Source organism: Pseudomonas sp. ATCC 13867, assembly GCF_000349845.1.
Lineage (GTDB): Bacteria > Pseudomonadota > Gammaproteobacteria > Pseudomonadales > Pseudomonadaceae > Pseudomonas.
The window spans coordinates 3,371,867-3,397,570 of the sequence record NC_020829.1 but is presented as its reverse complement, the minus strand read 5'-3'; the positions used below and the strand labels follow the sequence as shown (position 1 = coordinate 3,397,570).

The window sequence follows — 25,704 nt, the reverse complement described above, 5'->3', positions numbered from 1 at the left end:
CGGGCTACGTCTGGTTCGGGGAGGGCGTCGGGCCTTCCTTGAGCGTAGTTCCGTCGATGGAGTTCGGGCGCGGCGGCCCGTCAGCGGTTGGCGCTATCCGGTGGACGCGCATGGCGGCAATGCCAGAGCGCCCAGAAGGCCAGTTCGAGAGGCAGGGTCAGCGGTTGCAGTTCGAGCCAGCGGGCATGTTTGCGCGGCAGGCGGACGACGCTGCCGGCCTTGCGGGCGGCGACGGGTTCCAGCGGTGCGGGCGAAACGAGCAGATGCATGGGGGACGAGTTGGCTGACGTTGGAAGCAGCCTCGCACAGGCACATGCGTTTATTAAATGTGATTTTCAAGATGCTTGGTTTTGAAAAAACGAAACTGAATGCCGAGGCCCCGTCGCTACGAGCGCCGTGCCAGAGGTATCGCGGGGGATCGAGTGCAGTTGGTCGTGTGCTCCGATGGGGGAGTGTGCCTCTCTTACACTGGGAACATCGTTCGTCAGTATCGGGCCCGCCCATGTGCCGCATCGTCTTCGCTCCCTCGATCCAGCGCCACGTCGCACTGGAGGAACGCGAGCTGGCGGCGCCGACGTTGCGCGCGGCGCTGGAGACGGTATTCGCCGAGGCGCCGGCCCTGCGCGGCTACCTGCTGGACGACCAGGGCGGGCTGCGCCGGCACCTGACGATATTCATCGACGGCCTGCGCCTGCGCGACCGCGCCCGCCTCAGCGATGCGCTGGCGGCGGACAGTGAGGTCTACGTGGTCCAGGCCCTGAGCGGCGGTTAGGAGGCGGAAATGGACGATCGACTGCTGGTGGCGACCCGCAAGGGGCTGTTCACCTTCCAGCGTGGCGCGAACGGCTGGCAGGAGGCGCGCCGCGAATTTATCGGCGAGCCCCTGAGCATGGTGCTGGCCGATCCCCGCGACGAAACCCTCTACGCCGCCCTCAACCTCGGCCACTTCGGCTGCAAGCTGTGGCGCCAGCGTCCCGGCGAGGCCTGGCAGGAGGTCGCCGTGCCGGTCTACCCGCCGCAGCCGGACCCATTGCCGACCCCGAAGGAGGGCGATGCCCCGCCCGCGCCCTGGACCCTGCAACAGATCTGGTGCCTGGAGACCGGCGGCGCCAGCGAACCGGGCGTGCTCTGGGCCGGGACCATTCCCGGCGGGCTGTTCCGCAGCGCCGACGCTGGCGACAGCTGGGAGCTGAATCGTTCGCTATGGGACCGCCCCGAGCGCGCCCGCTGGTTCGGCGGCGGCTACGACTGGCCGGGCATCCACTCGGTCAGCGTGGATCCGCGCGACAGCCAGCACCTGACCGTGGGGGTGTCCTGCGGCGGCGTCTGGCAGAGCGACGACGGCGGCGCCAACTGGCGCAACACCACGGCGGGCATGTACGCCGACTACATGCCGCCGGAACTGCGCGAGGACGGTGCCATCCAGGACCCGCACCGCCTGGTGCAGTGCCCGGCGCAACCCGACCGCCTGTGGGTGCAGCACCACAACGGCATCTTCACCTCCGCCGATGGCGGCGCGCGCTGGCACGATGTGCCGGTCAAACCCTCCAGCTTCGGCTTCGCCGTCGCGGTGCACCCGACCCAGCCGGATACCGCTTGGTTCGTCCCGGCGGTGAAGGACGAATGCCGGGTGCCGGTGGACGGCCGCTTCGTGGTTACCCGTACCCGCGATGGCGGCGCCAGTTTCGAGGTGCTGGACGGCGGACTGCCGCAAGGCCCGGCATTCGACCTGGTGTACCGCCACGGCCTGGCGGTGGACGACGATGGTGTGTGCCTGGCGATGGGCTCCACCACCGGTGGGCTGTGGCTGTCGGAGAATGGTGGCGACCATTGGCAATGCCTCTCGGCCAACCTGCCGCCGATCTACTGCGTGCGCTTCGGCTGAGCCTTGCGCCTGGCCTGCTCGCGCACCTCGCGCGGCCTCATGCGATGGTCGAAATAGTTGATCGCGGTGCCGAAGACGACGATGGCGATCAGGATAGCCAGGTCATAGCGCGCCAGGCGCCGCGAGTTGGGCTGCGCCAGACGCGCCGGCTGAAGCGGTCGAGGGCGTCGGCGATGGTTCTCCCGCAGCTAGTGCGGGGCGCCGGGGGGCGCACCGGCGATAGGCCAGGCATCGGTGCGGCGGAAGTCCACCAGCAGGATCGGGCAGGGGAAGGCCTCGAACAGCTGGCGGGCGATGGGCTGCAGCGGTTCGAGGTCGATTCTGGCGCAGGGGGGGGCTGGGCGGTGGCCTGCTGGAGCAGGCGGAACTGTTCGCCGCGCGGCACGGCTGCAACGTGCTGCGGCTTGCAGTGCGCGTCGATAACAGTGTTGCCATCGGCCTCTACGAATGGCGGGGTTATCGGCGCTCCGGCCATATCCGGGGGTTCTACGCGGACGCTGCCGATGCCTGGCGCTATGAGCAGCCGCTGATCTGAGAAAGGCCTGAGGGTCTGGTCAGGGCACGAAAAACAATCTATAAAAATATAGATTATTTATTGGTAGATCGTTCCCATGACCGCCACCACGCTCGACCCCGCCGACGCGCTGCGTCTGCATCAATCCGCCGAATCCGCCTGCCAGCTGCTCAAGGCGCTGGCCAACACCGACCGCCTGATGCTGCTCTGCCAGTTGGCCCAGGGCGAGCTGAACGTCGGCGAGCTGGAAGCCCTCACCGGCATCAGCCAGCCCACCCTGTCGCAGCAACTGGCCGTGCTGCGCCGCGAAGAACTGGTGGAAACCCGCCGCGAGGGCAAGCAGGTCTACTACCGCATTGCCAGCCAGCAGGCGCTGGCGGTGATCGAGACGCTGTACCGGCTGTTCTGCGCGGAGGCAGCGAAATGATCGACTGGACCAGCTTCACACCCTGGAGCGCCCTGGCCGGTGGCGCGTTGATCGGGCTGGCGGCGGGGCTCTTCGCCGTGCTCGATGGCCGTATCGCCGGCATCAGCGGTTTGCTCGGCGGCCTGTTCAAGCGCGCCGCGTGGGGCGGGGAGGGATCACTGTTCCTGCTCGGCCTGCTGGCGGCGCCGCTGCTGTGGGCGCTGCTGCGGCCGCTGCCGGAGATTCGCTTCGACGCCGGCTGGGCGACCTTGCTGGTGGCGGGGTTGCTGGTCGGCGTCGGCAGCCGCTTCGGCTCCGGCTGCACCAGCGGGCATGGCGTCTGTGGCCTGTCGCGGCTGTCCGGCCGCTCCCTGGTGGCGACGCTGTGCTTCATGGGCACCGGCTTCACCACCGTGTTCATCCTGCGTCACCTGCTGGGAGGCTGAGACATGGGCAAGATCGTCGCGTTTCTGGCCGGGCTGCTGTTCGGCGTCGGCCTGCTGCTGTCGGGGCTGGCCAATCCGGCGAAGGTGCTGGGTTTCCTCGATCTCGCCGGGCGCTGGGACCCGTCGCTGGCGCTGGTGATGGCGGCCGCCATCGGCGTGGCGCTGCCGTTCTTCGCCTGGGCGCGGCGGCATGATCGCGCGCTGCTGGGTGGGGCCATGCAGTTGCCCACGCGGCGCGATCTGGATGGCCAACTGATCGGCGGAAGCCTGTTGTTCGGAGTCGGCTGGGGGATTGCCGGCATCTGTCCGGGACCGGCGCTGGTGACCGTTGCCGCCGGCTACTGGCAGGGCGCGCTGTTCTGCCTGGCCATGCTGGCGGGCGTGGGCCTGCACGCCGGCTACGAATGGCAACGCGACGCGACGAGGAGACCCGCATGAGCGCCACTCTCCAACCCTTCTTCGATCCGGCCACCTCCACCTACAGCTATGTGGTGGCCGACCCCGGCACCGGGCGCTGCGCCATCGTCGACCCGGTGCTCGACTACGATGCCGCCGCCGGACGCATCGGTTACGGCAATGCCCGGAGCATCCGCGACTACGTGCGCGAACAGGGGCTGACGGTGGAGTGGCTGCTGGAGACCCACCTGCATGCCGATCACCTGTCCGCCTCGGCCTGGCTCAAGGACGAACTGGGCGGGCGGCTGGCCATCGGCGCAGCCATTGCGCCGGTGCAGCACACCTTCGCCGGGTTGCTCAACCTGGGCGCGGCGTTTCCCTGCGACGGCAGCCAGTTCGACCACCTGTTCAGCGATGGCGAGCGTTTCTTCATTGGTGAGCTGGAAGCCGAGGCGCTGCATACCCCCGGCCACACGCCGGCGTGCATGACCTACCGGGTGGGCGATGCGGCCTTCGTCGGCGACACCCTGTTCATGCCCGACTACGGCACCGCCCGCTGCGACTTCCCAGGCGGCGATGCGCGCCAGCTGTACCGCTCGATCCAGCGATTGTTCGCGCTGCCGGACGAGACCCGGCTGTTCATGTGCCACGACTACCTGACGCCGGATCGGCAGGAGCACGCGTACGAAACCACCGTCGCGCGGCAGCGCAGGGACAACGTGCACGTGCACGATGGCGTGGGCGAGGAGGCTTTCGTCGCCATGCGCCGGCAGCGCGACGCGACGCTGCATGCGCCAGCGCTGATCTGGCCGTCGATCCAGGTGAACATGCGCGGTGGGGTGCTGCCGGAGGCGGAGGACAACGGCGTGCGCTATTTGAGGATTCCGCTGGATCGGATGTGATGGGTTCGCGAGCAAGCCCGCTCCTGCGAAGAGCAGGCCTGCCCCACCTGTAGGAGCGAGCTTGCTCGCGAACCGCGTTACAACAGCAGACTGCGAATATCCCCCAGCAACTCGCCCAGCCGCCGGGTGAACCGCGCCGCCGCCGCGCCGTTGATCACCCGGTGGTCGTAGGACAGCGATAGCGGCAGCATCAGGCGCGGCTGGAAGGCCTTGCCGTCCCACACCGGCTGTATCGCCGCCTTGCTGACGCCGAGGATCGCCACTTCCGGCGCGTTGACGATCGGCGTGAAGCCGGTGCCGCCGATATGCCCCAGGCTGGAGATGGTGAAGCAGGCGCCCTGCATGGCGTCGGCGGAGAGCTTCTTGGTCCGCGCCTTCTCCGCCAGTTCGGCGGCCTCGGCGGCCAGTTGCAGCAGGCTCTTCCGGTCGACGTCGCGGATCACCGGCACCAGCAGGCCGTCCGGGGTGTCCACGGCGAAGCCGATGTGCACGTACTTCTTGCGGATCAGCGCCTTGCCGCTGGGAGCCAGGGAGCTGTTGAAGTCCGGCAGCTCGCGCAGCAGATGGGCGCAGGCCTTGAGCAGGATCGGCAGGATGGTCAGCTTGGTCCCGGCCTTTTCCGCCGCCGCTTTCTGCGCGATGCGGAAGGCTTCCGCCTCGGTGATGTCGGCGGACTCGAACTGGGTGACGTGGGGCACGTTGAGCCAGCTGCGGTGCAGGTTGGCGGCGCCGACCTGCATCAGGCGGGTCATGGCGACTTCTTCCACTTCGCCGAACTTGCTGAAGTCGACTTCCGGGATCGGCGGGATGCCAGCCCCGCCAGTGGTACCGGCCGACGCCGACTTGCCGCGTTGCAACTGCTCCTTGACGAACGCCTGCACGTCCTCCTTGAGGATGCGGTCTTTCGGACCGGTGCCTTTCACCTGGGCGAGATCGACACCGAACTCGCGGGCGACCATGCGCACCGCCGGACCGGCATGGACCTTGGCGCCATCGCGGCTGGGCGCGCCCACCGGGGAGACGTCCGGCGCCTTGGGCGGCTCGGCCCTGGCGACGGGCTGCTCCGCGCTGGGCGTCTGAACCCGGGATTGAGCCTGGGCCGGCGCGGCGCCACCGGCGACTTCCAGTTCGAGGATGGCATCGCCTTCCTTGAGGGTGTCGCCGATCTTCACCTGGAGCGCCTTCACCACGCCGGCTTTCGGCGCGGGGATTTCCATGCTGGCCTTGTCGGATTCCAGGGTCAGCAGGCTCTGGTCGGCCTCGATGCGGTCGCCGGCCTTGACCATCAGTTCGATGACCTGGCCCTCGCCATTGCCGATGTCCGGCACCCGGATGGTTTCCACGCCACCACCTGAAGGGGCGGGTGCCGTTGCCGGTGTTGCGGCGGGCGTGTCTTGCGCCGCCGGCGCCGGTTCGGCGGGCGCGCTGGCGGCCGGCGCGCCACCCTCGGTTTCCAGCTCGAGGATGTCGTCGCCTTCCTTGAGCGTGTCGCCGATCTTCACCTTGATCGCCTTCACCACGCCGGCTTTCGGCGCGGGGATTTCCATGCTGGCCTTGTCGGATTCCAGGGTCAGCAGGCTCTGGTCGGCTTCGATGCGGTCGCCGACCTTGACCATCAGTTCGATGATCTCGCCCTGGCCGTTGCCGATATCCGGGACCTTGATGGTTTCCAGGCCGCCGCCACCGGCAGCGGGTCGGGGCTCGGGCGTTGCGGGCGGTTTCGGAGCCGCGGCGGCGGGCGGGGTGGGGGCCGGCGCTTCGGCGGCTCCGCCTTCGGCCTCCAGCTCGAGGATGTCGTCGCCTTCCTTGAGGGTGTCGCCGATCTTCACCTTGATGGCTTTCACCACGCCGGCGCGGGGACAGGGGATTTCCATGCTGGCCTTGTCCGACTCCAGCGTCAGCAGGCTCTGTTCGGCCTCCACGCGGTCGCCGACCTTGACCAGCAGTTCGATGACTTCGCCCTGGCCGTTGCCGATGTCGGGTACGCGGATGGTCTCGCTCATCGTGCCTCTCCTCAGCAATCCAGCGGGTTGGGTTTCTCGGGATCGAGGCCGAACCTGGCGATGGCCTCGGCCACCACCTTCGGTTCGAGGTCGCCACGGTCGGCCAGGGCTTCGAGCGCAGCCAGCACTACCCAGTGACGGTCCACCTCGAAGAAGTGGCGGAGCTTGGCGCGGGTGTCGCTGCGGCCGAAGCCGTCGGTGCCCAGCACCTTGTACTCCTTGCCCGGTACCCACTGGCGGATCTGCTCGGCGTAGACCTTCAGGTAGTCGGTGGAGGCGATCACCGGCCCTCGCCGGCCGGAGAGGCATTGCTCGACATAGCTGGGCCTGGGCTTCTGGCCCGGATGCAGACGGTTCCAGCGCTCCACCGCCAGGCCATCGCGGCGCAGTTCGTTGAAGCTGGGTACCGACCAGACGTCGGCGCCGATGCCGAAGTCTTCGCGCAGTATCCTCGCGGCGGCCTCGACCTCGCGCAGGATGGTCCCGGAGCCGAGCAACTGCACGTGGTGCGCCGCGTCCTTCCTGTCCTCGTCGAGCAGGTACATGCCCTTGATGATCCCGGCCTCGACACCCTTGGGCAGCGGCGGGTGCGGGTAGTTCTCGTTCATCACGGTGATGTAGTAGAAGACCTCCTGCTGCTCCTGCATCATCTGCCGCACGCCCTCCTGGATGATCACCGCCAGCTCGTAGGAGTAGGTCGGGTCGTAGGTGCGGCAGTTGGGGATGACCGAGGCCAGCACGTGGCTGTGGCCGTCCTCGTGCTGCAGGCCCTCGCCGTTGAGCGTGGTGCGCCCGGCGGTGCCGCCGAGCAGGAAGCCGCGCGTCAGGCTGTCGCCGGCGGCCCAGGCCAGGTCGCCGATGCGCTGGAAGCCGAACATCGAGTAGAAGATGTAGAACGGCAGCATCGGCTGGCGGTAGTTGCTGTAGGCGGTGCCGGCGGCGATGAACGACGACATGCCGCCGGCTTCGGTGATGCCTTCCTCGAGAATCTGGCCCTTCTTGTCCTCGCGATAGAACATCAGCTGTTCCTTGTCGACCGGCTCGTAGAGCTGGCCCACCGAGGAGTAGATGCCGAGCTGGCGGAACATGCCTTCCATGCCGAAGGTGCGTGCTTCGTCAGGGATGATCGGCACGATGCGCGGGCCCAGCTCCTTGTCCTTGACCAGTTGCGAGATGATCCGCACGAAGGCCATCGTGGTGGAAATCTCGCGATCGCCGGTACCGTCGAGCATGGCTTTCAAGGTTTCCAGCGGCGGTGCCGGGATGCGCTGGCTGTTGCCGTGGCGATGGGGCATGAAGCCGCCCAGGGAGGCGCGGCGCTCCTTCAGGTAGCGTGCTTCGGCACTGCCTTCGTCGGGGCGGTAGAAGGGCAGCTTGGCGAGGTCCGCGTCCTTGATCGGGATGTCGAAACGGTCGCGGAAGGCGCGCAGGCTGTCGACGTCGACCTCGTGGATGTTGTGCGCGATGTTCTTCGCTTCGCCGGTGCCGGTGCCGTAGCCCTTGATGGTCTTGGCCAGCACCACGCTGGGCTGGCCGGTGTGGTTCACCGCGGCATGGTAGGCGGCGTAGACCTTGTAGGGGTCGTGCCCGCCCCGGTTGAGCTTCCAGATTTCCTCGTCGGAGAGGTCCTTGACCATCTCCAGCAGCTCCGGCCGGGTACCGAAGAAGTGCTCGCGGACGTAGGCGCCGTCCTTGGCCTTGTAGTTCTGGTAGTCGCCGTCCACCGCCGCATCCATCCGTGCCTGCAAGAGGCCGGTGGTGTCCTTGGCGAAGAGTGGGTCCCAGAAGCGGCCCCAGATCACCTTGATCACGTTCCAGTTGGCGCCGCGGAATACGCCTTCCAGCTCCTGGATGATCTTGCCGTTGCCGCGTACCGGACCGTCGAGGCGCTGCAGATTGCAGTTCACCACGAAGATCAGGTTGTCCAGCCTCTCGCGCCCGGCGAGGGAGATCGCGCCCAGGGATTCCGGTTCATCGGTTTCGCCGTCGCCGAGGAAGCACCAGACCTTCTGCTTGCCGGCGGGAATGAAGCCGCGGCTTTCCAGGTATTTCATGAAGCGCGCCTGGTAGATCGCCTGGATCGGCCCCAGGCCCATCGACACGGTCGGGAACTGCCAGAAGTGCGACATCAGGCGCGGGTGCGGGTAGGAGGGGAGCCCCTTGCCGTCCACCTCCTGGCGGAAGTTCACCAGTTGCTCGTCCGTCAGCAGGCCTTCGATATAGGCGCGGGCGTAGATGCCGGGGCACGCGTGGCCCTGGAAGTAGATCAGGTCGCCGGCGTGTTCGTCGGTGGGGCCGTTGAAGAAGTAGTTGAAGCCGATGTCGTAGAGGGTCGCCGAGGAGGCGAAGGTGGAGATGTGTCCACCCAGCGACGAGTCCTTGTGGTTGGCGCGCATCACCATCGCCAGGGCATTCCAGCGCACCAGCGAGCGGATGCGGCGCTCCATGAACAGGTCGCCGGGCATGCGGGCTTCATGGGTGACCGGGATGGTGTTGCGGTAGGGCGTGGTGATGGCGTAGGGCAGTTGGGTGCCGGTGCGGCTGGCCAGCTCACCGAGGCGGGTCATCAGGTAGTGGGCGCGCTCCTCACCTTCCTTTTCCAGTACGGATTCCAGCGCGTCCAGCCATTCCTGGGTTTCCACGGGGTCGATATCGTGCATGGTCAGGGGTCCTGGTTTACGGGGTCGGCTCTACGCTATGCCGGCTCCGGGGCCAGTCCCACCGCCAGGTTGGCGGATAGGCCAGGGTCCGATTCCGGACCTCGTTGCCTGCCGCCGGCACGCGCGTGTGGGATAGAGCTTAGACAGCCTTGCCGAGACTGTCGGGGCAGATTGTCGTGTCAGGAGGTCGCAGCGCCGCAAATCAGCGTGTGCCGTCCCGCATCGAGCCCTCGTCACGCGACCATTGCGCCGCCGCCAGCCGGTTGCGTCCGCCCTGCTTGGCCTGGTAGAGCAGCCGGTCCACCGCCGCCACGAAGTCCAGCGGACGATCGCCCGCGCGGGGCACGGCGGTGCCGACGCCGAGGCTGATGGTCAGCAGCGGGGCGACGCTCGACTGCTCATGGGCAATGCGTTGCTCGCGGATGAAGCGGCGGCAGCGCTCGGCCACCTGGAGCGCGGCGTCGCCGTCGGTTTCCGGCAGCACCAGGACGAACTCCTCGCCGCCGAAGCGGGCGATGAAGTCGCGCGGGCGGTGCAACGCGCCGGCCAGCGCCTTGCCGACGCTGCGCAGGCAGTCGTCGCCCTGGATGTGGCCGTAATGGTCGTTGTACTGCTTGAAGTAGTCGATATCGAGGAGGATCAGCGACAGCGGCTGGCCGCTGCGCTGGGCGCTGGCCCATTCGGTTTCCAGCACCGAATCGAACATGCGCCGGTTGGCCACGCCGGTCAGGCCGTCCTTGTAGGAGTACTCCTCCAGCTGGCGCTGCAGCTGGATCAGCTGTTCTTCGGCGCGCTTGCGTTCGCTGATGTCGAACATGAAGCCGATCAGGGCGTCCACCTCGCCGTTGCCGTCGCGCATCACATGCACCACGTCGCGAATCCAGATGTAGTCGCCGGAGGCGGTGAGGGCGCGGTAGTCGGCCTCGTGATCGGTGCCGTTGCGCGATTGCGACACGCAGAAGTCCACCACGCGCTCGCGGTCCTCGGGGTGCATGCGCTCGGCCCAGTCGTTGGCGCTGACCCAGCTGGACTGGCTCCAGCCCAGCAGCGTTTCGATCTGCGGGCCGATGTAGGCGAAGGTCATGGTCTTCCAGTCGATCTTCCAGGGGATGGCCCGGGTCGATTCGAGCAATGTCTTGTAGACCGCGCTATCGGTCGGGGCGTCGTGCAGCATGGTGGCTCTCTAGTGTCAAAGTGCCTTGCTTATACCGTACCCACGGGGCGCCCGGTACGCCGCCAGGCGCCAGTTCGATGCACAGGGGGCGCCTTCTCGACGGACGGTCGCGGCGCCACCGGCGCCAGCGCTCGCGGGTGGCTGCGCCGGGGGACGTTGCGGACGCTAACGGCATCTTCAGCAATTCATGACGGGTTCTTCACGAACCCGGCGCTAGGTTGCCCTCGCCCGACATCTGAAAACCCGCAGTGCGGTGTGAGCCCCACGGATGGGCCGGGCCTCGGAGGCGCGCCACGGCGCTCCGGGCGGGGCAGGGATGCAGCCTTGTTTGCCCGTCACTGGAAATGAAATGTCGATTTCCCTGCTCGTCCGGAAAGCGCGACGAACCCTTGCCAGCCGCTGGCTGCTGTTTCCCCTGGCGCTGCTTGCGTTCGGCCTGATCAGCGGCTTCTGGCTCATCCGCCCGTCAACCGCACAAAGCATCGCCCATGACCCGGTCCGGCTCGAGGCGCTGCGCGAGCACTGGCGCAACGGCGATCTGATCGTCCTGGTGCGTCATGCCGAGCGCTGCGACCATTCCAGCGCCCCCTGCCTGTCCGCCCCCGAAGGCATCACGGTTCGCGCCCAGGCCGCGGCCCATGAGCTGGGTCGGCATTTCCGCATGCTCGGCCTCGCCGGCAGCGACATTCTCAGCAGCCCGCAGGTCCGCGCCGAACAGACCGCCACCTCCATGTTCGGCCAGACGCCGGCGCGGCAGGACTGGCTGTTCGATTGCCGCGGCTCGATGCTGCGCGACGCCCGGCAGCACAAGCAGCCTCACCGCAACCTGATCCTGGTGACCCACAGCGAGTGCATGGAGGACCTGGAGTCCACCGTGAGCATCGCCGATCCCCAGACGCCCGATTACGCGTCGTCGCTGTTCCTCATCAGCGACGGCCACACCGCACCCAAGCTGCTCGGCTACCTGGATGCCGACCAATGGGCCGCCGTCGCACCGATCCGTTGACCCTGCAAGGACCCTGCATGTCTGCTCCCCGCTTCTATCTGCACAATCTCGGCGTACCGCTGCTGCTGGCGGTCGTGCTGTTCTGCGCGTTCGATCTCACCCAGCTCGACGTGCTGATCAGCAATCAGTTCTACGATCCGTTGACGCATACCTTCGTGCTGGAGCACGACCGTCTGTTCGAGAAGCTGACCCACAAGCTGCCGCGCATCCTGCCCGACACCACGGGGGAACTGGCGGTGATCGGGATGCTGCTGTCGTTCGCCTGGACGCTGCTGCCCAAGGGGCGCTTCAGCGCCTGGCTGGAACGCGTGCGGGTCGCGCCGGCCCTGCGCTGGCTCACCGCACACCGGCGGGACTTCATCTTCCTGGTGGTGTCGTTCGCCATCACCACCGGCATGGTTCATTACTTCAAGAGCCACACCAGCGTCTGGTGTCCGGTGGAAACCACGCTCTACGGCGGCATTCACGAGAAGCGCGAATGGTTCGAGAACTTCAGCCTGCTGCACGAGGCAGGCGAGGGGCGCTGCTGGCCGGGTGGGCATGCCTCCAGCGGTTTCACCCTGCTGGCGCTGTATTTCGTGGCGCGGCGCTACCGCTGGCGGCATGCCCGCGCGCTGTTCATCGCGGTGATGACGCTGGGCATGATCTACGGCAGCACCCGCGTGCCGCAGGGCTGGCACTTCGTGTCGCACACTTTCTGGTCGGGCATCATCGTCTGGCTGTCGATGCTGGGCACCGCCCTGGCGTTCTACGGGCGTGAGCGCCTGAGCCAGCCGGCGCTCGATGCTCCCCGGCACGCGCCGGAGACGGCCGCGCCAGGACTGTCGGAAGGGCTTTCCGTCAGCGGACGCTGAGGCTGCGGGGCGCGCCGCCCAGACGGTAGCGCTCCAGTTCCTGCGGCGAGAGCACGCGCATTTTCTGCGGCTCGATGCTCTGCATGTCGTCGGCCAGGGCGAGCGGGATGTCCATGTCGCGCAGGTAGCTGCGCGCGTTGTAGCCGCCGCTGGCCTGGGACGAGTCGCCGCCGGGGTAGTAGGGGCGGTGCAGGCCGACGTAGCCGCGCACCGTCTTGCGATGGCCGGCGGCCAGCAGGTAGACGCACGACCCCTGGCACAGACCGTTGGTCGGCACCAGGGTCTCGAAGCCGGACTCGCGCAGAAGACGGCCCATCTTGATCGATTCCGCCGCGCTGCCACCGATGCTGTCGAGCAGCGCCACCTTGCGCGCGAACTTGCCGGGATTGCCCATCAGCCCCTTGAGCAGGCGTTCGTAGTCGCCCGGCGCGATGTCCTCGGAAATACGCACCGCCAGCACCGGACCGACCTTGCTGTGTTGCACCGGCTTCACCTCGACCTTGGCCAGGACGCTGGCGGAGCACAGAAGGGTGGCGCAGAGCAGGGTGACGCGGCGCATGGGCGGGGAGTCCTGACAAAAGGTGCGTTCGGAAGGCGCCGAAGATACCGCGAAGCGCCTGGGTCTTGCACCTTTCTCAGGGGCGTGGGAAGCGCGACCCGCTGTTCAGCTCGCCTTGGACAGGCAGGTGCGCAGCAGCCGGCGCACCGACTTGTTGACCTTGCGCCGCTCCACTTCGTCCGGGGCAAACCAGCGGCAGTCGGCGATCTCGTTCAGCGGCACCGGTTGCTGGGCCGGATCGACCGGCGTTTCGAAGACGTAATGCAGCGTCTGGTACAGCTCCAGCGGGGCCAGGTAGCTGAGCTGCGCCGCATGCAGACCGGTTTCCTCGTTCAGTTCGCGCAAGGCTGCCTGGCCTGGCCGCTCATCCCGCTCGATACGCCCGCCGGGCAGGTTCCATTTCGACTTGGCCTTGCGCACGAAGAGGATCTTGTCGTCGAGACGGCAGATGACCGTTGCACGTTCCTTCAGCGATTTACCCATGACGGCACCTCTGCGGCAAAACCAGTAACTCTGTAAACCTCGGACGCACGGCCACGGGTAAAGAATTGCTTGGTGGGGTAGTCAGTTACGGACATGAAGTCGGCGGATGGTAGTGGTTGGGGGACGGAGGCGTCTGTAGGGAATTTCCTAGCGCCATACTCCGAGATCCTGAGTCTTGAGTGCCCCGGAGTCTTGTCAGTGAGACGCCAGATAGCCATCACACGTTCATTGAGAATATTTCCCATGACACCTTCCCCCTACGGCAGAGCGCGGGTGCGCTTTCCATAAGCATAAGACGCCCGGAGAAAATCTCCATCGATCGAATGGGTTATGTGCAGGATCTCGACACGGACTGAGGTTCAGGGCGAGGATTGGCCCTGTACCGGCAGGCGCACGCGCGCCTCCAGGCCACCCTCGGGACGGTTGCCCAGCCGCACGTCGCCGCCCAGCCGCTGTACCGCCCGGCTCACGATGGACAGGCCAAGGCCCGCGCCATTGGGGTTTCCGTCGCTGTAGAAGCGCTCGAACGCCCGATCCATCCGGGTTTCCTCGATCCCCGGACCGCTGTCCTGCACGGTCAGCAGCAGGTCGCCGCCCTGGCGCTCGAGGGTGACCCGCACGGTGGCGCCGGCGGGGGAGAAGTTCACCGCGTTGCTGACCAGGTTCTGCAGAACCACTTCCAATGCCCCGCGATCACTCAGGGTGCGGTAGTCGCCGCTGGCGATTTCCAGGTCGGGCTCGACCTGCTGGCGCAGCATCCAGGGGGTCAGCTCGGCGAGGCTGTCGGTGACCAGCGCCTGCACGTCCAGCGCTTTCCAGCGGCTGCGGTTGGACGCCGGCTCCAGGCGCGCCAGGGTCAGCAACTGGTTGACGACCCGGCTGAGACGGTCGACCCCGTCGATCAGGAAGTCCAGGGCCTTGTCCCGCTCCTGTTCGTTGTCGGCCTGGGCGGCGTTCTGCGCGTGCAGCCGCAGGACTGCCAAGGGCGTACGCATCTCATGGGCGGCATCGGCGATGAAGCGGTGTTCGCGCTGGAGCAGGGATTCCACCTGGCTGAGCAGGCGGTTGAGGGCGGCCTGCATGGGTTCCAGCTCGCGCGGCAGAGGCACCAGTTGCAGCGGCTCCAGCGAGTCGGCGTGCCGCCCGCGGATGACCCGCGCCATGTTCTGCAGCGGCTCCAGTCCGCGGCCGATCGCCAGCCAGACCAGCAGCGCCAGCGCCAGGCTGCCGGCCAGGAAGGGCATCAGGGTATGGCGCACGATGCGGCCCACCAGGTCGTCGCGCACGTCGTAGCGCTCGCCGACCCAGATCACCAGTTTCTGCGCCGGCACCGGCAGGACGAAGCCGCGCCATTGCCGGCCGTCGCGGGTCTCGGTGCTGAACCCGGGAGCCTTGGGTGGCGTGTCGAAACCCGGCGCGCTGGCCGAGCGCACGCGCAATTGGCCGTCTTCGCTCCAGACGGCGAAGGCCAGCTTGTTTTCGTAGGGGTGACCGGGGCCGCCGGCGCCGGACTGGCTGAGTGCCTCGTTGAACGCCTGGTACAGCGTCTGGCGCTCGGCGCCGGCCAGCGGCAGGCTCATCACGCCCTGCAGCAGGCGGGCGTTCTGCGCCAGGTGGGCGTCGTAGACTTCGGCGATCTCGTGGCTGCTGTCGTGGTAGTTGTACAGCGCCAGCAGACCGGTGCCTGCCAGCAACAGGAGCATCACCCGCCACAGGGTGCGGCTGCGCAGCGAGCCCATCAGGCTTCCACCAGGTAGCCGATGCCCCGTACGGTGCGGATCAGGCCGCTGAACAGCTTCTTGCGCAGGTGCGAGATGTGGACTTCCAGGGTGTTGCTTTCAGCGCTTTCATCCCAGCCGTAGAGCAACTGGGTCAGGCGGTCGCGGGTGAAGACCTTGCCCGGCTGCGCCAGCAGTTCGTGCAGCAGTTGGTATTCCTTGGGGGTGAGGACCACGGGCTGCCCCTGGAAGCGGACCTGCTGGGTCGACGGGTCGAGGCTGACCCCGGCGTGCTCGATCAGCGCCCGCGCCCGTCCGCTGCTGCGGCGCAGCAGCGCGCGCAGGCGGGCCTGGAGTTCGTGGAGGTCGAAGGGTTTGACCAGGTAGTCGTCGGCGCCGGCGTCCAGGCCGGCGATGCGATCCTCGGTGGCGTCGCGGGCGGTGAGGATCAGCACCGGGACCGTCGAGCCGGCCGCGCGCACGCGGCCGAGTACGTGCAGGCCGTCGAGGCGCGGCAGCCCGAGGTCGAGCACCACCAGGTCGAACTCTTCGGTCCGCAGGGCGTGCAGTGCGCTGGCGCCATCCTGCAGCCAGTCGATGGTGTAGCCCTCCTGGCGCAGGCCGGTGCGTACGCCTTCGCCCAGGGCCTGGTCATCCTCCACCAACAGCAAACGCATGGTCAGTCCTGTCTTGCCTGAATTTCCCTGAGTAAAGCATCGAACTCGCCGTGCCGTGCCCGCTCACGGCCGAGCGGCCGCGGCTGCCGTCAGGGCTGCTGCCCGTGGCGGCTGTGACGGCGAATCAGCGGCAATTGCTTGCGCAGCGCGCGGTCGACGATGCCGGGCAGCATACCGTTGATGCGTACGAAGAGTTTTTCCGGCCAGCCCAGGTACAGCTCGCTGCGCTTGTGTTCGATGGCCGAGAGCACGGCTCGGGCGACGTCGCGGGGATCGTCGGTGCTGGCCTTCAACGCCTCGTTCAGCGCCATCGCCGCCGCGCTGTTCATGCCGGTGCGGGTGGCGCGCGGGGCGACGTAGAGCACGTCTACCGAGGTGTCCGCCAGCTCGCGGCGCAAGGCCTCGGAGAATCCGCGCAGGGCGAACTTGCTGGCGCAGTAGACCGCATAGCCCGGATAGCCGATGGAGCCGTAGATGGAGCCGACGTTGACCACCAGCGCGTGGGGCTGTTCACGCAGTATCGGCAGCAGCAGGCGGGTGAGGTGCAGGGTGGCGGCTATGTTCAGCTCGACCATGTCGTCCAGGCGCGACTCGTCCAACTGGTCGAGCATGGCGAACTGGTTGACCCCGGCGGCGTTGATCAGCAGATTGATCCCGTCGCCGCGCCGCAGGCTGTCCAGCAGCGCGTGGCGATCGGCGCCCAGGCGCAGGTCGGCGGCCTGCCAGCGCAGGCGCTCGGGGTAGCGACGCATCAGTTCGTCCAGCGCCCCGGCGTGACGGCTGACCGCCAGCACCTGGGCGCCGGCCGCGCAGAGCTGTTCGGCCAGTTGCAGGCCGATGCCGCCGCTGGCACCGGTGAGCACCACGCGGCATTCAGGCAGGCGCATGCTGCACCTCGTCCTGCTGCGCCTGGGCGCGCGGCAGGCCACGGAACATGTCGGCGTACAGGCGGTAGACGACCTTCGCCGCATGGATCACCGCGTCCTGGTCGGCCGGGTCTTCCAGGCGGTTCATCAGGCGCCGGTAGGTCTGCATGTGATCCTGGTCCAGCGTGCCGTGGGAACTGAGATAGCTGAAGGCTTCCGGGGGCAGGCCGAGGCTGCCGCGGATGGTGTCGGCGGCCTGGGTGGCGAGGGCGATGCTGGTGCCTTCGAGCACGTTGACCATGCCGAACAGCCCCACCGGGTTGCCACGCTGGATGAGGTCATAGAGGAAGGCCACCATCAGCTCGATGGCCAGCGAAGGGCGGCCGGTGCGCACGGCCTCCGGGTCGCCGCCGCAGGCCGCGATGTCGTCGAGAATCCAGCGCTCGTGGCCGTATTCTTCGTCGATGTACTCGCACACCGCGCCGCGCAGCCATTCCAGGTGGGCGGGCAGGCGCGCGCCGCAGGCCATCATCAGCGGCACGGTGTGGCGGACGTGGTGGTAGGCCTGGGACAGGAAGGCGACGTAGCCCTCCAGGCTGACGCTGCCGGACAACGCCTCGCGGATCACCGGGACGCTGAACAGCGCCTCGCGCTCCTGGGCGGTGGTCGACTGCAGGGTGTCGAAAAAGGACATGGGGCAAACCTCACTCGGTAACCATTGCGGAAAGGATTTCGCGATACTGCTCGAGAATGGCCATGCGGCGCGGACGACCGTTGGCGGTGAGCAGGCCGCTGGCGCTGCTGAAGGGTTCGGGCAGTCGCGCCCAGCGGTGTACCCGGGCGTAGTCCGGCAACTGCTCGTTGCACTGGCGCACCGCCTGCTCCAGAACCTGGTCGGTGCAGGCCGGGTCGACCGGCCAGAGCAGCGCCAGGTTCTGGTGCAGGCCTTCGCCGTGGACGAAGGCCTGGAGCACCACGCCGTTCTGCGTCAGCTCGGCTTCGATCCATTCCGGGTTGACGTTGCGTCCGAAGCTGGTGATGAACTGGTTCTTCTTGCGCCCGGCGAGGTAGAGGTAGCCGTCCTCGTCGAAGCGGCCGAGGTCGCCGGTGGGCCACCACTGGCCGAGGTGCGGCGGCTCGCCGAGGTAGCCGAGCAGGGATGAGCCGCTGACCAGGACCTCGCCATCGTCGGCCAGCTTTACCTGGACGTGGGGCAGGGGGCGGCCCACGCTGCCCGGCCGCACTGCGCCGGGACGGTTCAGGCAGACCACCGAGGCGCACTCGGAGAGCCCGTAGCCCTCGTATACCGGCAGTCCTACGGCAGCGGCGCGCCGTAGCAGCGAGGGCGCCACCCGCGCGCCGCCCACGGCGACGAACTTCAGCGGGCCGGGACGCATCACGCCGCGCTCGATGGCGGTCACCAGGCCGAGCAGCAGTTGCGGCACCAGGATCAGGCTTTGCGCGCCGCTCAGGGCGATGCTGGCGAGCAGGCGCTTCCAGTCCACGCTGCTCGATCCCCCCAGGCCCAACTGTTCGCCGGGCAGCAGGGTCAGGGTGGCGCCGGCGCAGAGGGCGGCGTACAGCCCGAGATTTTCCAGCAGCACCGCCAGCGGCAGGATCGCCAGGTAGTGGCTGGGCTCGGTGGGCCGGCTGGCGGCCTCCAGTTCGCGGGCCACGCGGAGCATGGCGCCGGCGTCCAGGCATACGCCCCTGGGCGTGCCGGTGCTGCCGGAGGTGTAGGTGATCTTCGCCGTTCCCAGGGGCAGGCCGGCGTCCACCACGGCCGGGCGGTACCAGAAGGTTTCGCCGTGGCTGAAGCCGTTGCCGCGCAGTTCGTCTTCCAGGCGCGGCTCGACCAGCGCCAGGCTTGCCTGGCTCTGCATCAGGCAGTGGGCACGCTGGGCGGGGCTGAAGAAGGGCGGCAGGAGGAGGCAGGGGCGTTCGCTGAACAGCGCGGCCAGGTCCCAGATCAGCGCATCCGGGCCGTTGTCCAGCGCCAGGGCGAGGGCGCCGGCCGGCTGTGCGGCGAGGTGCGCGGTGCGCTGCTCCACGGCTTCCAGCAACTGCGCATAGCTGTAGCGCTGCGTCGCGCCGCGCAGCGCCAGGCGTTCGCCCTGGTCGCGGGCGAGGTGGCGCAGGTGATGCCGGAAGTCTTCCAGTTCAGGCCGCATGCTCGTGTCTCGCGCAGTAGGGCAGCGCCGGGAAGCCCAGGCGCTGGTACGTCCCGCTGTTCTCCAGTTGTTCATGGCCGTAGCGGATGCTGCCGGCGAACACCTGCGGATGCTGTTCGTAGTAGCTGCCCCAGTCGGCCAGGTCGCCGTTCAGGCGCTGCGGGTCCGCCTGCGCCAGTACCGTCGGTTCCAGTCCCAGGCGGTGGAAGCTGTTGATCAGCGTCGCCGCGCCGGTGAAGGCGACCCAGCGCAACCCGCGCGCGGCCAGCAGCCAGGTCACCGCGGCGATGATCAGGCGCGCGCTGCCGGCGTTGCGGGCGGCCAGGTTGCCCACTTCCACCAGCTCGTGGCGTGGCACGTTGTAACCGGCGATGCGCGACACCGGGCCTTCCAGCGGCTCATCCAGGTAGCGTTCGAGGAACAGCGACTCCTGCGCCGCCAGGCGCATGCCGACGACCGCCACCAGCGCGCCGTGGCGGTCGCGCAGGCTGAGCAGTTCGGGCAGGTACTGGTGCACGTCGGCATGGTGGACGCGGTCGAAGCGCTCATGCACGAACGCTTCGACCTCGTGCCGCTGCGGGTCGTCACCGTCGACCAGGCGCAGACTCGCAAGGTGCGTGTCGCGCGGGCCGAAACGGAACGGGAACAGCGACTCCCATTCGGATCGGGTCATGGCTTCCCCCCTCTGGAGCTCATTCATGGGGGAGAGTATTCGCGGCGAATCTGAATGCAGTCTGAAGATGCGCGCGGTCTACGCCATGTCGCTGTGCTCGAACGCGTTCGCGAGGAAGTCCAGCAGCGCCCGCACCGATGGCAGCAGCCCGCGCCGCGAGGGGAACACGGCATGGACTATCCCGGTGCGCGGCGCCCAGTCGGGCAGCAGGTTGACCAGGCCGCCGTCGTTGAGGTCGTCGCTTACCACCACCGCCGGCAGGTGCGCCGCGCCGACGCCGGCCAGCGCGGCCTGGCGCAGCGCCAGCAGGTCGTCGGTGACCAGCCGGGGATGATGGCGCACCTGGGCGCTGGCGCCCTTGGGACCGTCCAGCTGCCAGTGGTATTCGCGTTGCACCGAGCCCCAGTGCAGGGTCGGCAGCGCCGCCACGTCGGCGGGGATCGGCCGCGCCGTCAGCCGCTCGCGCAATGCCGGCGCGCCCACCACGCACTGGCGGCTCTCGCCCAGCACCTTCATGACCAGGTCGCTGCTCTCCAGCGGCGGGAAGCGTACCCGCAGGGCGATGTCGACGCCTTCCTGGATCATGTCCACCTGGCGGTTGGTGGCTTCGACATGCAGCGCCACCAGCGGGTGCTCGACCATGAAGCGCGCCAGCATCGGCCCGACCCAGAAGTTCAGCAGGGCGGTGGGGCAGCTCAGCCGTACCACGCCCTGCGGCTCGGAGCGGTGACGCTCGATCACCTCGGCCGCGCCTTCGGCTTCCACCAGCATCGCCAGGCAGTGGCGGTAGTACTCCTGGCCGATCTCGGTCACCGAGAAGTGCCGGGTGGAACGTTGGATCAGGCGTACGCCCAGGCGCTCTTCCAATGAGGCGATGCGCCGGCTGAGCTTCGACTTGGGCTGGTCCAGGGCGCGCCCGGCGGGTGCGAATCCGCCGTGCTCGACGACCTGGGCGAAGTAATAGAGATCGTTGAGGTCTTCCATTTCAGTGTTCTCCAGATGGAACTCTGAGGTGAATTATCGCTGTCTACCGGCAATATTGTTGCAGTTCTATCGTGTCTCCCATGCACTACAGGAGGCACCCCATGAAACAGATTCTCGGTATCTACAGCGCACCCCGCCCGCATTGGGTCGGCGATGGCTTCCCGGTCCGCTCGCTGTTCTCCTACGACAACCTGGGCGAACACCTTAGCCCCTTCCTGCTGCTGGACCATGCCGGTCCCCATGACTTCACCCCCAGCAGCAGCCCGCGCGGCGTCGGCCAGCACCCGCACCGCGGTTTCGAGACGGTGACCATTGTCTACCAGGGCGAACTGGAGCACCGCGACTCCAGTGGCGGCGGCGGGCGCATCGGCCCCGGCGACGTGCAGTGGATGACGGCCGGTGACGGCATTCTCCACGAGGAGTTCCACTCGCCGGACTTCAGCCGCACGGGCGGCACGCTGCACATGGCGCAGTTGTGGGTGAACCTTCCGGCGAGCGACAAGCGCACCGCGCCGGCCTACCAGACGCTGCTGGCGGCGGACATCCCGCAGATCGAACTGCCCGATGGCGCCGGCACCCTGCGGGTGATCGCCGGGCGCTATGGCAACGCGGCGGGGCCGGCCCATACCTTCAGTCCGCTGGATGTCTGGGACATGCGCCTGAATCCGGGCCGACCGCTGGACCTGCGGGTCACGCCGGGACGCAACACCGCCCTGGTCGTCCTGCGCGGCAGTGTGCGCCTGGGTGGCGCTGAAAGCCTGCGTGAAGGGCAACTGGCGCTGTTCGACCGGCGCGGCGACAGCCTGCTGCTGGAAGCCGACAGCGACGCCCTGGTCCTGCTGCTCAGCGGCGAGGCCCTGAACGAGCCGATCGTCGGCTACGGGCCCTTCGTGATGAACAGCGACAGCGAGATCCGCGAGGCCATCGACGACTTCCGCGAAGGTCGCTTCGGTCAACTGAGTCACTGAGTGTCATATCCCAGACTTGGCGGGCGCCTAGTCTGGGTCATCTTCCGCGCCGCAATGCGCGGGCCACAGCGGGCCGGAAGGGCCCCTTCGAGGAGAAACCAACATGAGCAACTTCTCTCAGATCGCCAATTTCAACGGTCAGCGTCCGGTGATCGATCCCGACGACACCGCCATGCTGCTCATCGACCACCAGAGCGGTCTGTTCCAGACGGTCAAGGACATGCCGATGACCGAGTTGCGCAACAACGCCATCACCCTGGCGAAGATCGCCACCCTGGCGAAGATCCCGGTCATCACCACCGCCTCGGTGCCGCAGGGCCCTAATGGCCCGCTGATCCCGGAGATCCACGAAGCCGCGCCGCACGCCCAGTACGTGGCGCGCAAGGGCGAGATCAACGCCTGGGACAACCCCGAGTTCGTCGCCGCGGTCGAGAAGACCGGCAAGAAGACCCTGGTCATCGCCGGCACCATCACCAGCGTGTGCATGGCATTCCCGGCCATCGCCGCGGTCAATGCCGGTTATCGGGTTTTCGCCGTGATCGACGCGTCCGGCACCTACTCCAAGGCGGCCCAGGAAATCACCCTGGCCCGCGTGGTGCAGGCCGGCGTGGTGCCGATGGACACCGCCGCGGTGGCTTCCGAGATCCAGCGTACCTGGAATCGTCCCGATGCAGCCCAATGGGCCGAAGCCTATAGCCTAATCTTCCCTCACTACCAACTGCTGATCGAAAGCTACGCGAAGGCGCAGCAGGTAGTGACCGAGCACGAAGTGCTGGACTCGCAGCGCTGAGTCCAACCCCTGGCCCGGCGCTTACGCCGGGCTTCCCACCTGTAAACGAGGAGTCGCCATGAGCAAGCCCTACGTCCGTCTCGACAAGTCCCAGGCCGCCGTACTGCTGGTCGATCACCAGGCCGGTCTGCTCTCGCTGGTTCGTGATATCGAACCGGACAAGTTCAAGAACAACGTCCTGGCCCTGGCCGACCTGGCCAAGTACTTCAAGCTCCCGACCGTCCTTACCACCAGCTTCGAAACCGGCCCCAACGGCCCGCTGGTGCCGGAACTCAAGGAAATGTTCCCCGATGCGCCCTATATCGCCCGCCCCGGCAACATCAATGCCTGGGACAACGAAGACTTCGTCAAGGCGGTCAAGGCCACCGGCAAGAAGCAACTGATCATCGCCGGCGTGGTCACCGAAGTGTGCGTGGCCTTCCCGGCGCTCTCGGCACTGGAAGAAGGCTTCGATGTGTTCGTCGTGGCGGACGCTTCGGGCACCTTCAACGAAGTTACCCGCGACGCCGCCTGGCGCCGCATGGAAGCCGCTGGCGCGCAGATGATGACCTGGTTCGGCGTGGCCTGTGAGCTGCACCGCGACTGGCGCAACGACATCGAAGGGCTGGCCGCGCTGTTCTCCAATCACATCCCGGACTACCGCAACCTGATCACCGCCTACAGTACGCTGACCGCGAACAAGTAAGGCGGCCCTTCCGGGCGCCGCACGTGCAAGTGCGGCGCCCGGTTCCGGCGCTCCGGCCGGCTGTGTAGAGCCGGCCGGAGCGCCGGAGCTTATTACCCCGCACTCATGGCGCTTGCGGCTCAGTCGGCGACGACCCGGTTGCGGCCCATCTGCTTGGCGCGATACAGGCGCTCGTCGGCGGTCTTCAGCACGGCATCCGGCTCGCCGTCACCCTGGGCGACGCCAATGGAGAGGGTCAGGTGCCCGATCTGCGGCACCTCGGCGGCTTCGACGGCCCCGCGAATGCGCTCGGCGATGCCGCCCGCGGTTTCCAGCGGGGTGTCCGGCAGCAGCAGGATGAACTCCTCGCCGCCCGATCGACAGGCCAGGTCCTCGCTGCGCGAATACTGCTGGAGGACCGCCGCGACCTGCTTCAGCGCCTCATCCCCCGCGTCGTGGCCGTAGGTGTCGTTGACCCGCTTGAAGTGATCGATATCCAGCGCCAGCACCGAATACTGGCGCTGGGTCTGTTGCAGCAGCGCCAGTGCCGTGTCCAGCGCCCGCCGGTTGGCCAGGCCGGTCAGCGGGTCGCTTTGCGCTTCATGGCTGAGCCGGCCCAGCTTCTGCTGCAGCAGCTGCACGCTGGTCAGCAGCGCCTGGCGTATGGCGGAGGCCTCCGCATACCAGGCATTCACCTGGCGCAACTGCCCGGTAGTCTCCGGGGCCGACAGGTGATTCGCGCTCTTGGCCAGTTCCCGCAGTGGCCGGCTGATCAGCGCCACCCCCAGCCAGATGATCACCAGGCCCACCAGGCTCGCCGGGATGATGTCGAGGAGCATGGCGATCATCAGTTGGTGCAGCGGCGCGAGCGTGCGTTCCCGCGGCTGCTGTGCCACTACCGCCCAGTTGGCGTCGGGCACCGGCGCATAGCCGGCGAGCATCGGGACGCCCCGGTAGTTGATGATCGACGCGGTGCCGCTTTCGCCGCGCAGCGCGGCATCCACCGTGGCGCTCTTGCCCAGCACCTTGCCGAGCCGGGAGTGCTCGGGATGATAGAGCAGGCGCCGGTTGCTGTCGGTGACGAAGGCGTAGGTGCCGTCGTGGTGGAAGTGGCTGCTGATGATGGAGTGCAGCACGCTTGGCTTGAGGATGTACACCGAACCGCCCACCACGCCGAGGAACTCCCCCGAGGGGCCGATGATCGGCTGGGAGATGAATACCACCAGGTTTCCCGCCACCGATATGTAGGCCTGGCTGACCAGCGGCCGGCGCTCCTTCAGCGCCTGCAGGATGCCCACCGAGCGCAGCGTGGTGCCGACGATCTGCAGCGCGTCCGGGTAGGCCTGCAGCACCCGGCCGTCGGCGTCGACGATGGCGATGGAGTTGAAGTACGAGTCCTGCGCCTGCAGTCGCACGGCCTCGGCCCGGATGACAGCCGGGTCGTCCATGTTCCGGGACAGGATCTCGGTGCTGTAGCGCAGATGACGGTGCGCCGACTGGAAGAACTCGCCGATGCCGGAGGCGACTTTCGCGGCGTAGGCATTGTTGGCCTCCAGCGCCGAATGGATCAGCGCCTCGCGTTGCACCCGGTAGGCGACGAGCAGGCTGTTGCACAGCGTGGCCAGGGTCGTCAGCAGCACGAAGACCAGGATCAGGCCGCGCAAGGTGATGGAGCGGCGCCTGATCATGCCGCTCGCCACTCCGGCAGAGCGCTGATGAGTCTGGGGAAATCGGTGACGGGTGTCTCTGTCGCGCTGTTCGCGGGTTGGGTCATGGAAATGCTCGGATCCGGTCGGGTCGGGAGGCGCCGCCATGCGGGGACGCCTTGCAGAGCATAGGCAAGTGTTGGCGGATGGTCATGAGGGATGTTTCAGAGAACGTGGCGAGTGAGGGGGATGTGCTTGTTCATGCTTGCCGGATTTTGGCTCGGAGCGATCATTGAGTCTTCTCAACCTGAAGTCACTAGTCGAGAGCAAGGTCCAAATGTTCTGTGACGGATGCTCGCGAAAAGGGTTTACGCCTCCTGGCTCGGGGGCAAAACTGTCGCTTCGAGAATCATGGAGGAGATGAAAGTGTCCAGGTGGAAAATACACTGGCTTGAGGCGGAAGGGCCTTTGGAAGACATCAAGGGGGATGTCACTGCTGCCGTCGGAATCGCGCAGGAAGTCCTGGGCAGGCACGCAGGACACCAGCCGCTGGACATTCTGGTGCAGCAACGAGCTGGGGAAGTGATTCCGGAAATCGGAGTCCTGGGAGTCGCCCAGCGTAAGTCACTGTTCAGCTTGTCCGTCGACACACTTAATCCGAATTTCGCCAGCTCTCTGGTTGACGGCACATTGAGCCGCCATGTCGCCCATGAGGCCCATCACTGCTATCGAATGGCTGGTCCCGGTTATGGGCGTACCTTGGGAGAGGCGCTGGTCAGCGAGGGGCTTGCCGGCCAATTCGTGAGCAGGACATTCGCCAGCGCCCCGGAACTCTGGGAATGCGCGATATCGCTCACTGAGCTGCTGCGCTACCTTCCGCGCCCAGAAGAACTGCATTCGACCAACTACGATCACGCGTCGTGGTTCTTCGGTACGAGCCCCCAACGGCCTCGATGGCTGGGATACAGCCTTGGTTACCAGATCGTCGCCCACTGGATCGAGAAGGTGTGCCCGTCCGAGCCACATCGATGGATACAGGTATCGGCGAATGAGGTGCTTGAGAGCGGACTGGCTGCGCTCTACCAGATGGATCTTCAAGGAGTCTGAGGTTCCCAGTGGGGATGATTTGGGGGATGGCCTTACCTGGGCAAAGCCTCATCGTTAGTCCGCATATGGCCGGATGTGCGAGCGGCAGTCTTGACCTTATCGGTCACGGGGATTTCTGAACGGTGTGTTGCAGCCTGAACCAGGTGATCGGA

General features: G+C 67.2%; 27 protein-coding genes and 1 pseudogene. 13 read left to right on the top strand and 15 right to left on the bottom strand.

All coding sequences use genetic code 11. The features are described from left to right. Positions 1-80: 80 nt before the first annotated feature. The gene (locus tag H681_RS15060) at positions 81-269 is read right to left on the bottom strand and encodes a hypothetical protein (protein WP_015477736.1); all 189 of its coding nucleotides are present in this window, start codon (positions 267-269) and stop codon (positions 81-83) included. Between the two features lie 233 nt (positions 270-502). On the opposite strand from H681_RS15060, the gene H681_RS15055 reads away from it, so the two are divergent. Together H681_RS15055 and H681_RS15050 are read left to right on the top strand one after the other, a co-directional pair. Continuing rightward, entirely contained in the window at positions 503-772 is a 270-nt protein-coding gene (locus H681_RS15055) for a MoaD/ThiS family protein (RefSeq protein ID WP_015477735.1), read from the top strand. Between the two features lie 9 nt (positions 773-781). Continuing rightward, positions 782-1,885 carry a WD40/YVTN/BNR-like repeat-containing protein gene (locus H681_RS15050; protein ID WP_015477734.1) on the top strand — a complete coding sequence of 368 codons (1,104 nt, stop codon included), beginning with the start codon at positions 782-784 and terminating at the stop codon, positions 1,883-1,885. Between the two features lie 89 nt (positions 1,886-1,974). On the opposite strand, the pseudogene H681_RS26920 reads toward H681_RS15050, so the two are convergent. Further along, positions 1,975-2,208: pseudogene (locus tag H681_RS26920) on the bottom strand (RimK-like ATPgrasp N-terminal domain-containing protein); the annotation flags it as partial. 14 nt (positions 2,209-2,222) lie between these two features. On the opposite strand from H681_RS26920, the gene H681_RS27250 reads away from it, so the two are divergent. The 5 genes from H681_RS27250 to H681_RS15025 all read left to right on the top strand — a co-directional run bounded on the left by H681_RS27250 (position 2,223) and on the right by H681_RS15025 (position 4,549). Next, a complete protein-coding gene (locus tag H681_RS27250) occupies positions 2,223-2,420 on the top strand; it encodes a GNAT family N-acetyltransferase (protein ID WP_080636230.1) in 198 nt (65 codons plus the stop codon). A gap of 76 nt (positions 2,421-2,496) precedes the next feature. Further along, a complete protein-coding gene (locus H681_RS15040; protein ID WP_015477733.1) occupies positions 2,497-2,826 on the top strand; it encodes an ArsR/SmtB family transcription factor in 330 nt (109 codons plus the stop codon). Beyond that, a complete protein-coding gene (locus H681_RS15035) occupies positions 2,823-3,251 on the top strand; it encodes a YeeE/YedE family protein (protein WP_015477732.1) in 429 nt (142 codons plus the stop codon). Before H681_RS15040 ends, H681_RS15035 begins: the two co-directional genes overlap by 4 nt. 3 nt (positions 3,252-3,254) lie before the next feature. Further along, on the top strand, positions 3,255-3,689 hold the full coding sequence (locus H681_RS15030; protein WP_015477731.1) for a DUF6691 family protein: 435 nt from the start codon (positions 3,255-3,257) through the stop codon (positions 3,687-3,689). Continuing rightward, positions 3,686-4,549 carry an MBL fold metallo-hydrolase gene (locus tag H681_RS15025; protein ID WP_015477730.1) on the top strand — a complete coding sequence of 288 codons (864 nt, stop codon included), beginning with the start codon at positions 3,686-3,688 and terminating at the stop codon, positions 4,547-4,549. Before H681_RS15030 ends, H681_RS15025 begins: the two co-directional genes overlap by 4 nt. 77 nt (positions 4,550-4,626) lie before the next feature. Here H681_RS15025 and aceF read toward each other — a convergent pair whose 3' ends face one another. From aceF to H681_RS15010, 3 genes are all read right to left on the bottom strand, one after another. Then, positions 4,627-6,552, bottom strand: coding sequence for a dihydrolipoyllysine-residue acetyltransferase (gene aceF, locus H681_RS15020; RefSeq protein WP_015477729.1), 1,926 nt, complete (start codon positions 6,550-6,552; stop codon positions 4,627-4,629). Between the two features lie 11 nt (positions 6,553-6,563). Beyond that, a complete protein-coding gene (gene aceE / locus H681_RS15015) occupies positions 6,564-9,212 on the bottom strand; it encodes a pyruvate dehydrogenase (acetyl-transferring), homodimeric type (protein ID WP_015477728.1) in 2,649 nt (882 codons plus the stop codon). A gap of 202 nt (positions 9,213-9,414) precedes the next feature. Continuing rightward, a complete protein-coding gene (locus H681_RS15010) occupies positions 9,415-10,386 on the bottom strand; it encodes a GGDEF domain-containing protein (RefSeq protein WP_015477727.1) in 972 nt (323 codons plus the stop codon). Between the two features lie 349 nt (positions 10,387-10,735). Between H681_RS15010 and H681_RS15005 the strand changes: the two genes are divergently transcribed. Together H681_RS15005 and H681_RS15000 are read left to right on the top strand one after the other, a co-directional pair. Then, a complete protein-coding gene (locus tag H681_RS15005; protein ID WP_015477726.1) occupies positions 10,736-11,392 on the top strand; it encodes a histidine phosphatase family protein in 657 nt (218 codons plus the stop codon). Between the two features lie 17 nt (positions 11,393-11,409). Continuing rightward, the gene (locus H681_RS15000; RefSeq protein WP_051070479.1) at positions 11,410-12,246 is read left to right on the top strand and encodes a phosphatase PAP2 family protein; all 837 of its coding nucleotides are present in this window, start codon (positions 11,410-11,412) and stop codon (positions 12,244-12,246) included. On the opposite strand, the gene H681_RS14995 is transcribed toward H681_RS15000, so the two are convergent. The 9 genes from H681_RS14995 to H681_RS14955 form a co-directional block, all read right to left on the bottom strand. Next, on the bottom strand, positions 12,233-12,805 hold the full coding sequence (locus H681_RS14995; RefSeq protein ID WP_015477724.1) for a hypothetical protein: 573 nt from the start codon (positions 12,803-12,805) through the stop codon (positions 12,233-12,235). The genes H681_RS15000 and H681_RS14995 overlap by 14 nt on opposite strands. 105 nt (positions 12,806-12,910) lie before the next feature. Beyond that, complete coding sequence (locus H681_RS14990; protein ID WP_015477723.1) at positions 12,911-13,288, bottom strand: NUDIX hydrolase; 378 nt, start codon at positions 13,286-13,288, stop codon at positions 12,911-12,913. Positions 13,289-13,647: 359 nt separating this feature from the next. Beyond that, positions 13,648-15,027, bottom strand: coding sequence for an ATP-binding protein (locus tag H681_RS14985; protein ID WP_015477722.1), 1,380 nt, complete (start codon positions 15,025-15,027; stop codon positions 13,648-13,650). Further along, a complete protein-coding gene (locus tag H681_RS14980) occupies positions 15,027-15,683 on the bottom strand; it encodes a response regulator (protein WP_015477721.1) in 657 nt (218 codons plus the stop codon). The genes H681_RS14985 and H681_RS14980 overlap by 1 nt, the downstream gene beginning before the upstream one ends. Before the next feature lie 89 nt (positions 15,684-15,772). Then, positions 15,773-16,570, bottom strand: a complete 798-nt coding sequence (locus tag H681_RS14975; protein WP_015477720.1) for an SDR family oxidoreductase — start codon at positions 16,568-16,570, stop codon at positions 15,773-15,775. After that, complete coding sequence (locus H681_RS14970; protein ID WP_015477719.1) at positions 16,557-17,243, bottom strand: TenA family transcriptional regulator; 687 nt, start codon at positions 17,241-17,243, stop codon at positions 16,557-16,559. The genes H681_RS14975 and H681_RS14970 overlap by 14 nt, the downstream gene beginning before the upstream one ends. Before the next feature lie 10 nt (positions 17,244-17,253). Beyond that, a complete protein-coding gene (locus H681_RS14965; protein WP_015477718.1) occupies positions 17,254-18,720 on the bottom strand; it encodes an AMP-binding protein in 1,467 nt (488 codons plus the stop codon). Further along, complete coding sequence (locus H681_RS14960) at positions 18,710-19,393, bottom strand: thermostable hemolysin (protein WP_015477717.1); 684 nt, start codon at positions 19,391-19,393, stop codon at positions 18,710-18,712. Before H681_RS14960 ends, H681_RS14965 begins: the two co-directional genes overlap by 11 nt. Before the next feature lie 78 nt (positions 19,394-19,471). Next, positions 19,472-20,377, bottom strand: a complete 906-nt coding sequence (locus H681_RS14955) for a LysR family transcriptional regulator (RefSeq protein WP_015477716.1) — start codon at positions 20,375-20,377, stop codon at positions 19,472-19,474. Between the two features lie 101 nt (positions 20,378-20,478). On the opposite strand from H681_RS14955, the gene H681_RS14950 reads away from it, so the two are divergent. From H681_RS14950 to ycaC, 3 genes are all read left to right on the top strand, one after another. Beyond that, positions 20,479-21,345: a pirin family protein gene (locus tag H681_RS14950; RefSeq protein WP_015477715.1), complete on the top strand. Its 867-nt coding sequence runs from the start codon at positions 20,479-20,481 to the stop codon at positions 21,343-21,345. 103 nt (positions 21,346-21,448) lie between these two features. Continuing rightward, the gene (locus H681_RS14945; RefSeq protein WP_015477714.1) at positions 21,449-22,135 is read left to right on the top strand and encodes a hydrolase; all 687 of its coding nucleotides are present in this window, start codon (positions 21,449-21,451) and stop codon (positions 22,133-22,135) included. 58 nt (positions 22,136-22,193) lie between these two features. After that, positions 22,194-22,820 carry an isochorismate family cysteine hydrolase YcaC gene (ycaC, locus tag H681_RS14940; RefSeq protein WP_015477713.1) on the top strand — a complete coding sequence of 209 codons (627 nt, stop codon included), beginning with the start codon at positions 22,194-22,196 and terminating at the stop codon, positions 22,818-22,820. A 119-nt stretch (positions 22,821-22,939) separates the two neighbouring features. On the opposite strand, the gene H681_RS14935 is transcribed toward ycaC, so the two are convergent. Then, positions 22,940-24,487, bottom strand: coding sequence for a GGDEF domain-containing protein (locus H681_RS14935; RefSeq protein ID WP_015477712.1), 1,548 nt, complete (start codon positions 24,485-24,487; stop codon positions 22,940-22,942). 426 nt (positions 24,488-24,913) lie between these two features. On the opposite strand from H681_RS14935, the gene H681_RS14930 reads away from it, so the two are divergent. After that, positions 24,914-25,552, top strand: a complete 639-nt coding sequence (locus H681_RS14930; protein WP_157883332.1) for a DUF2268 domain-containing putative Zn-dependent protease — start codon at positions 24,914-24,916, stop codon at positions 25,550-25,552. Positions 25,553-25,704 lie beyond the last annotated feature (152 nt).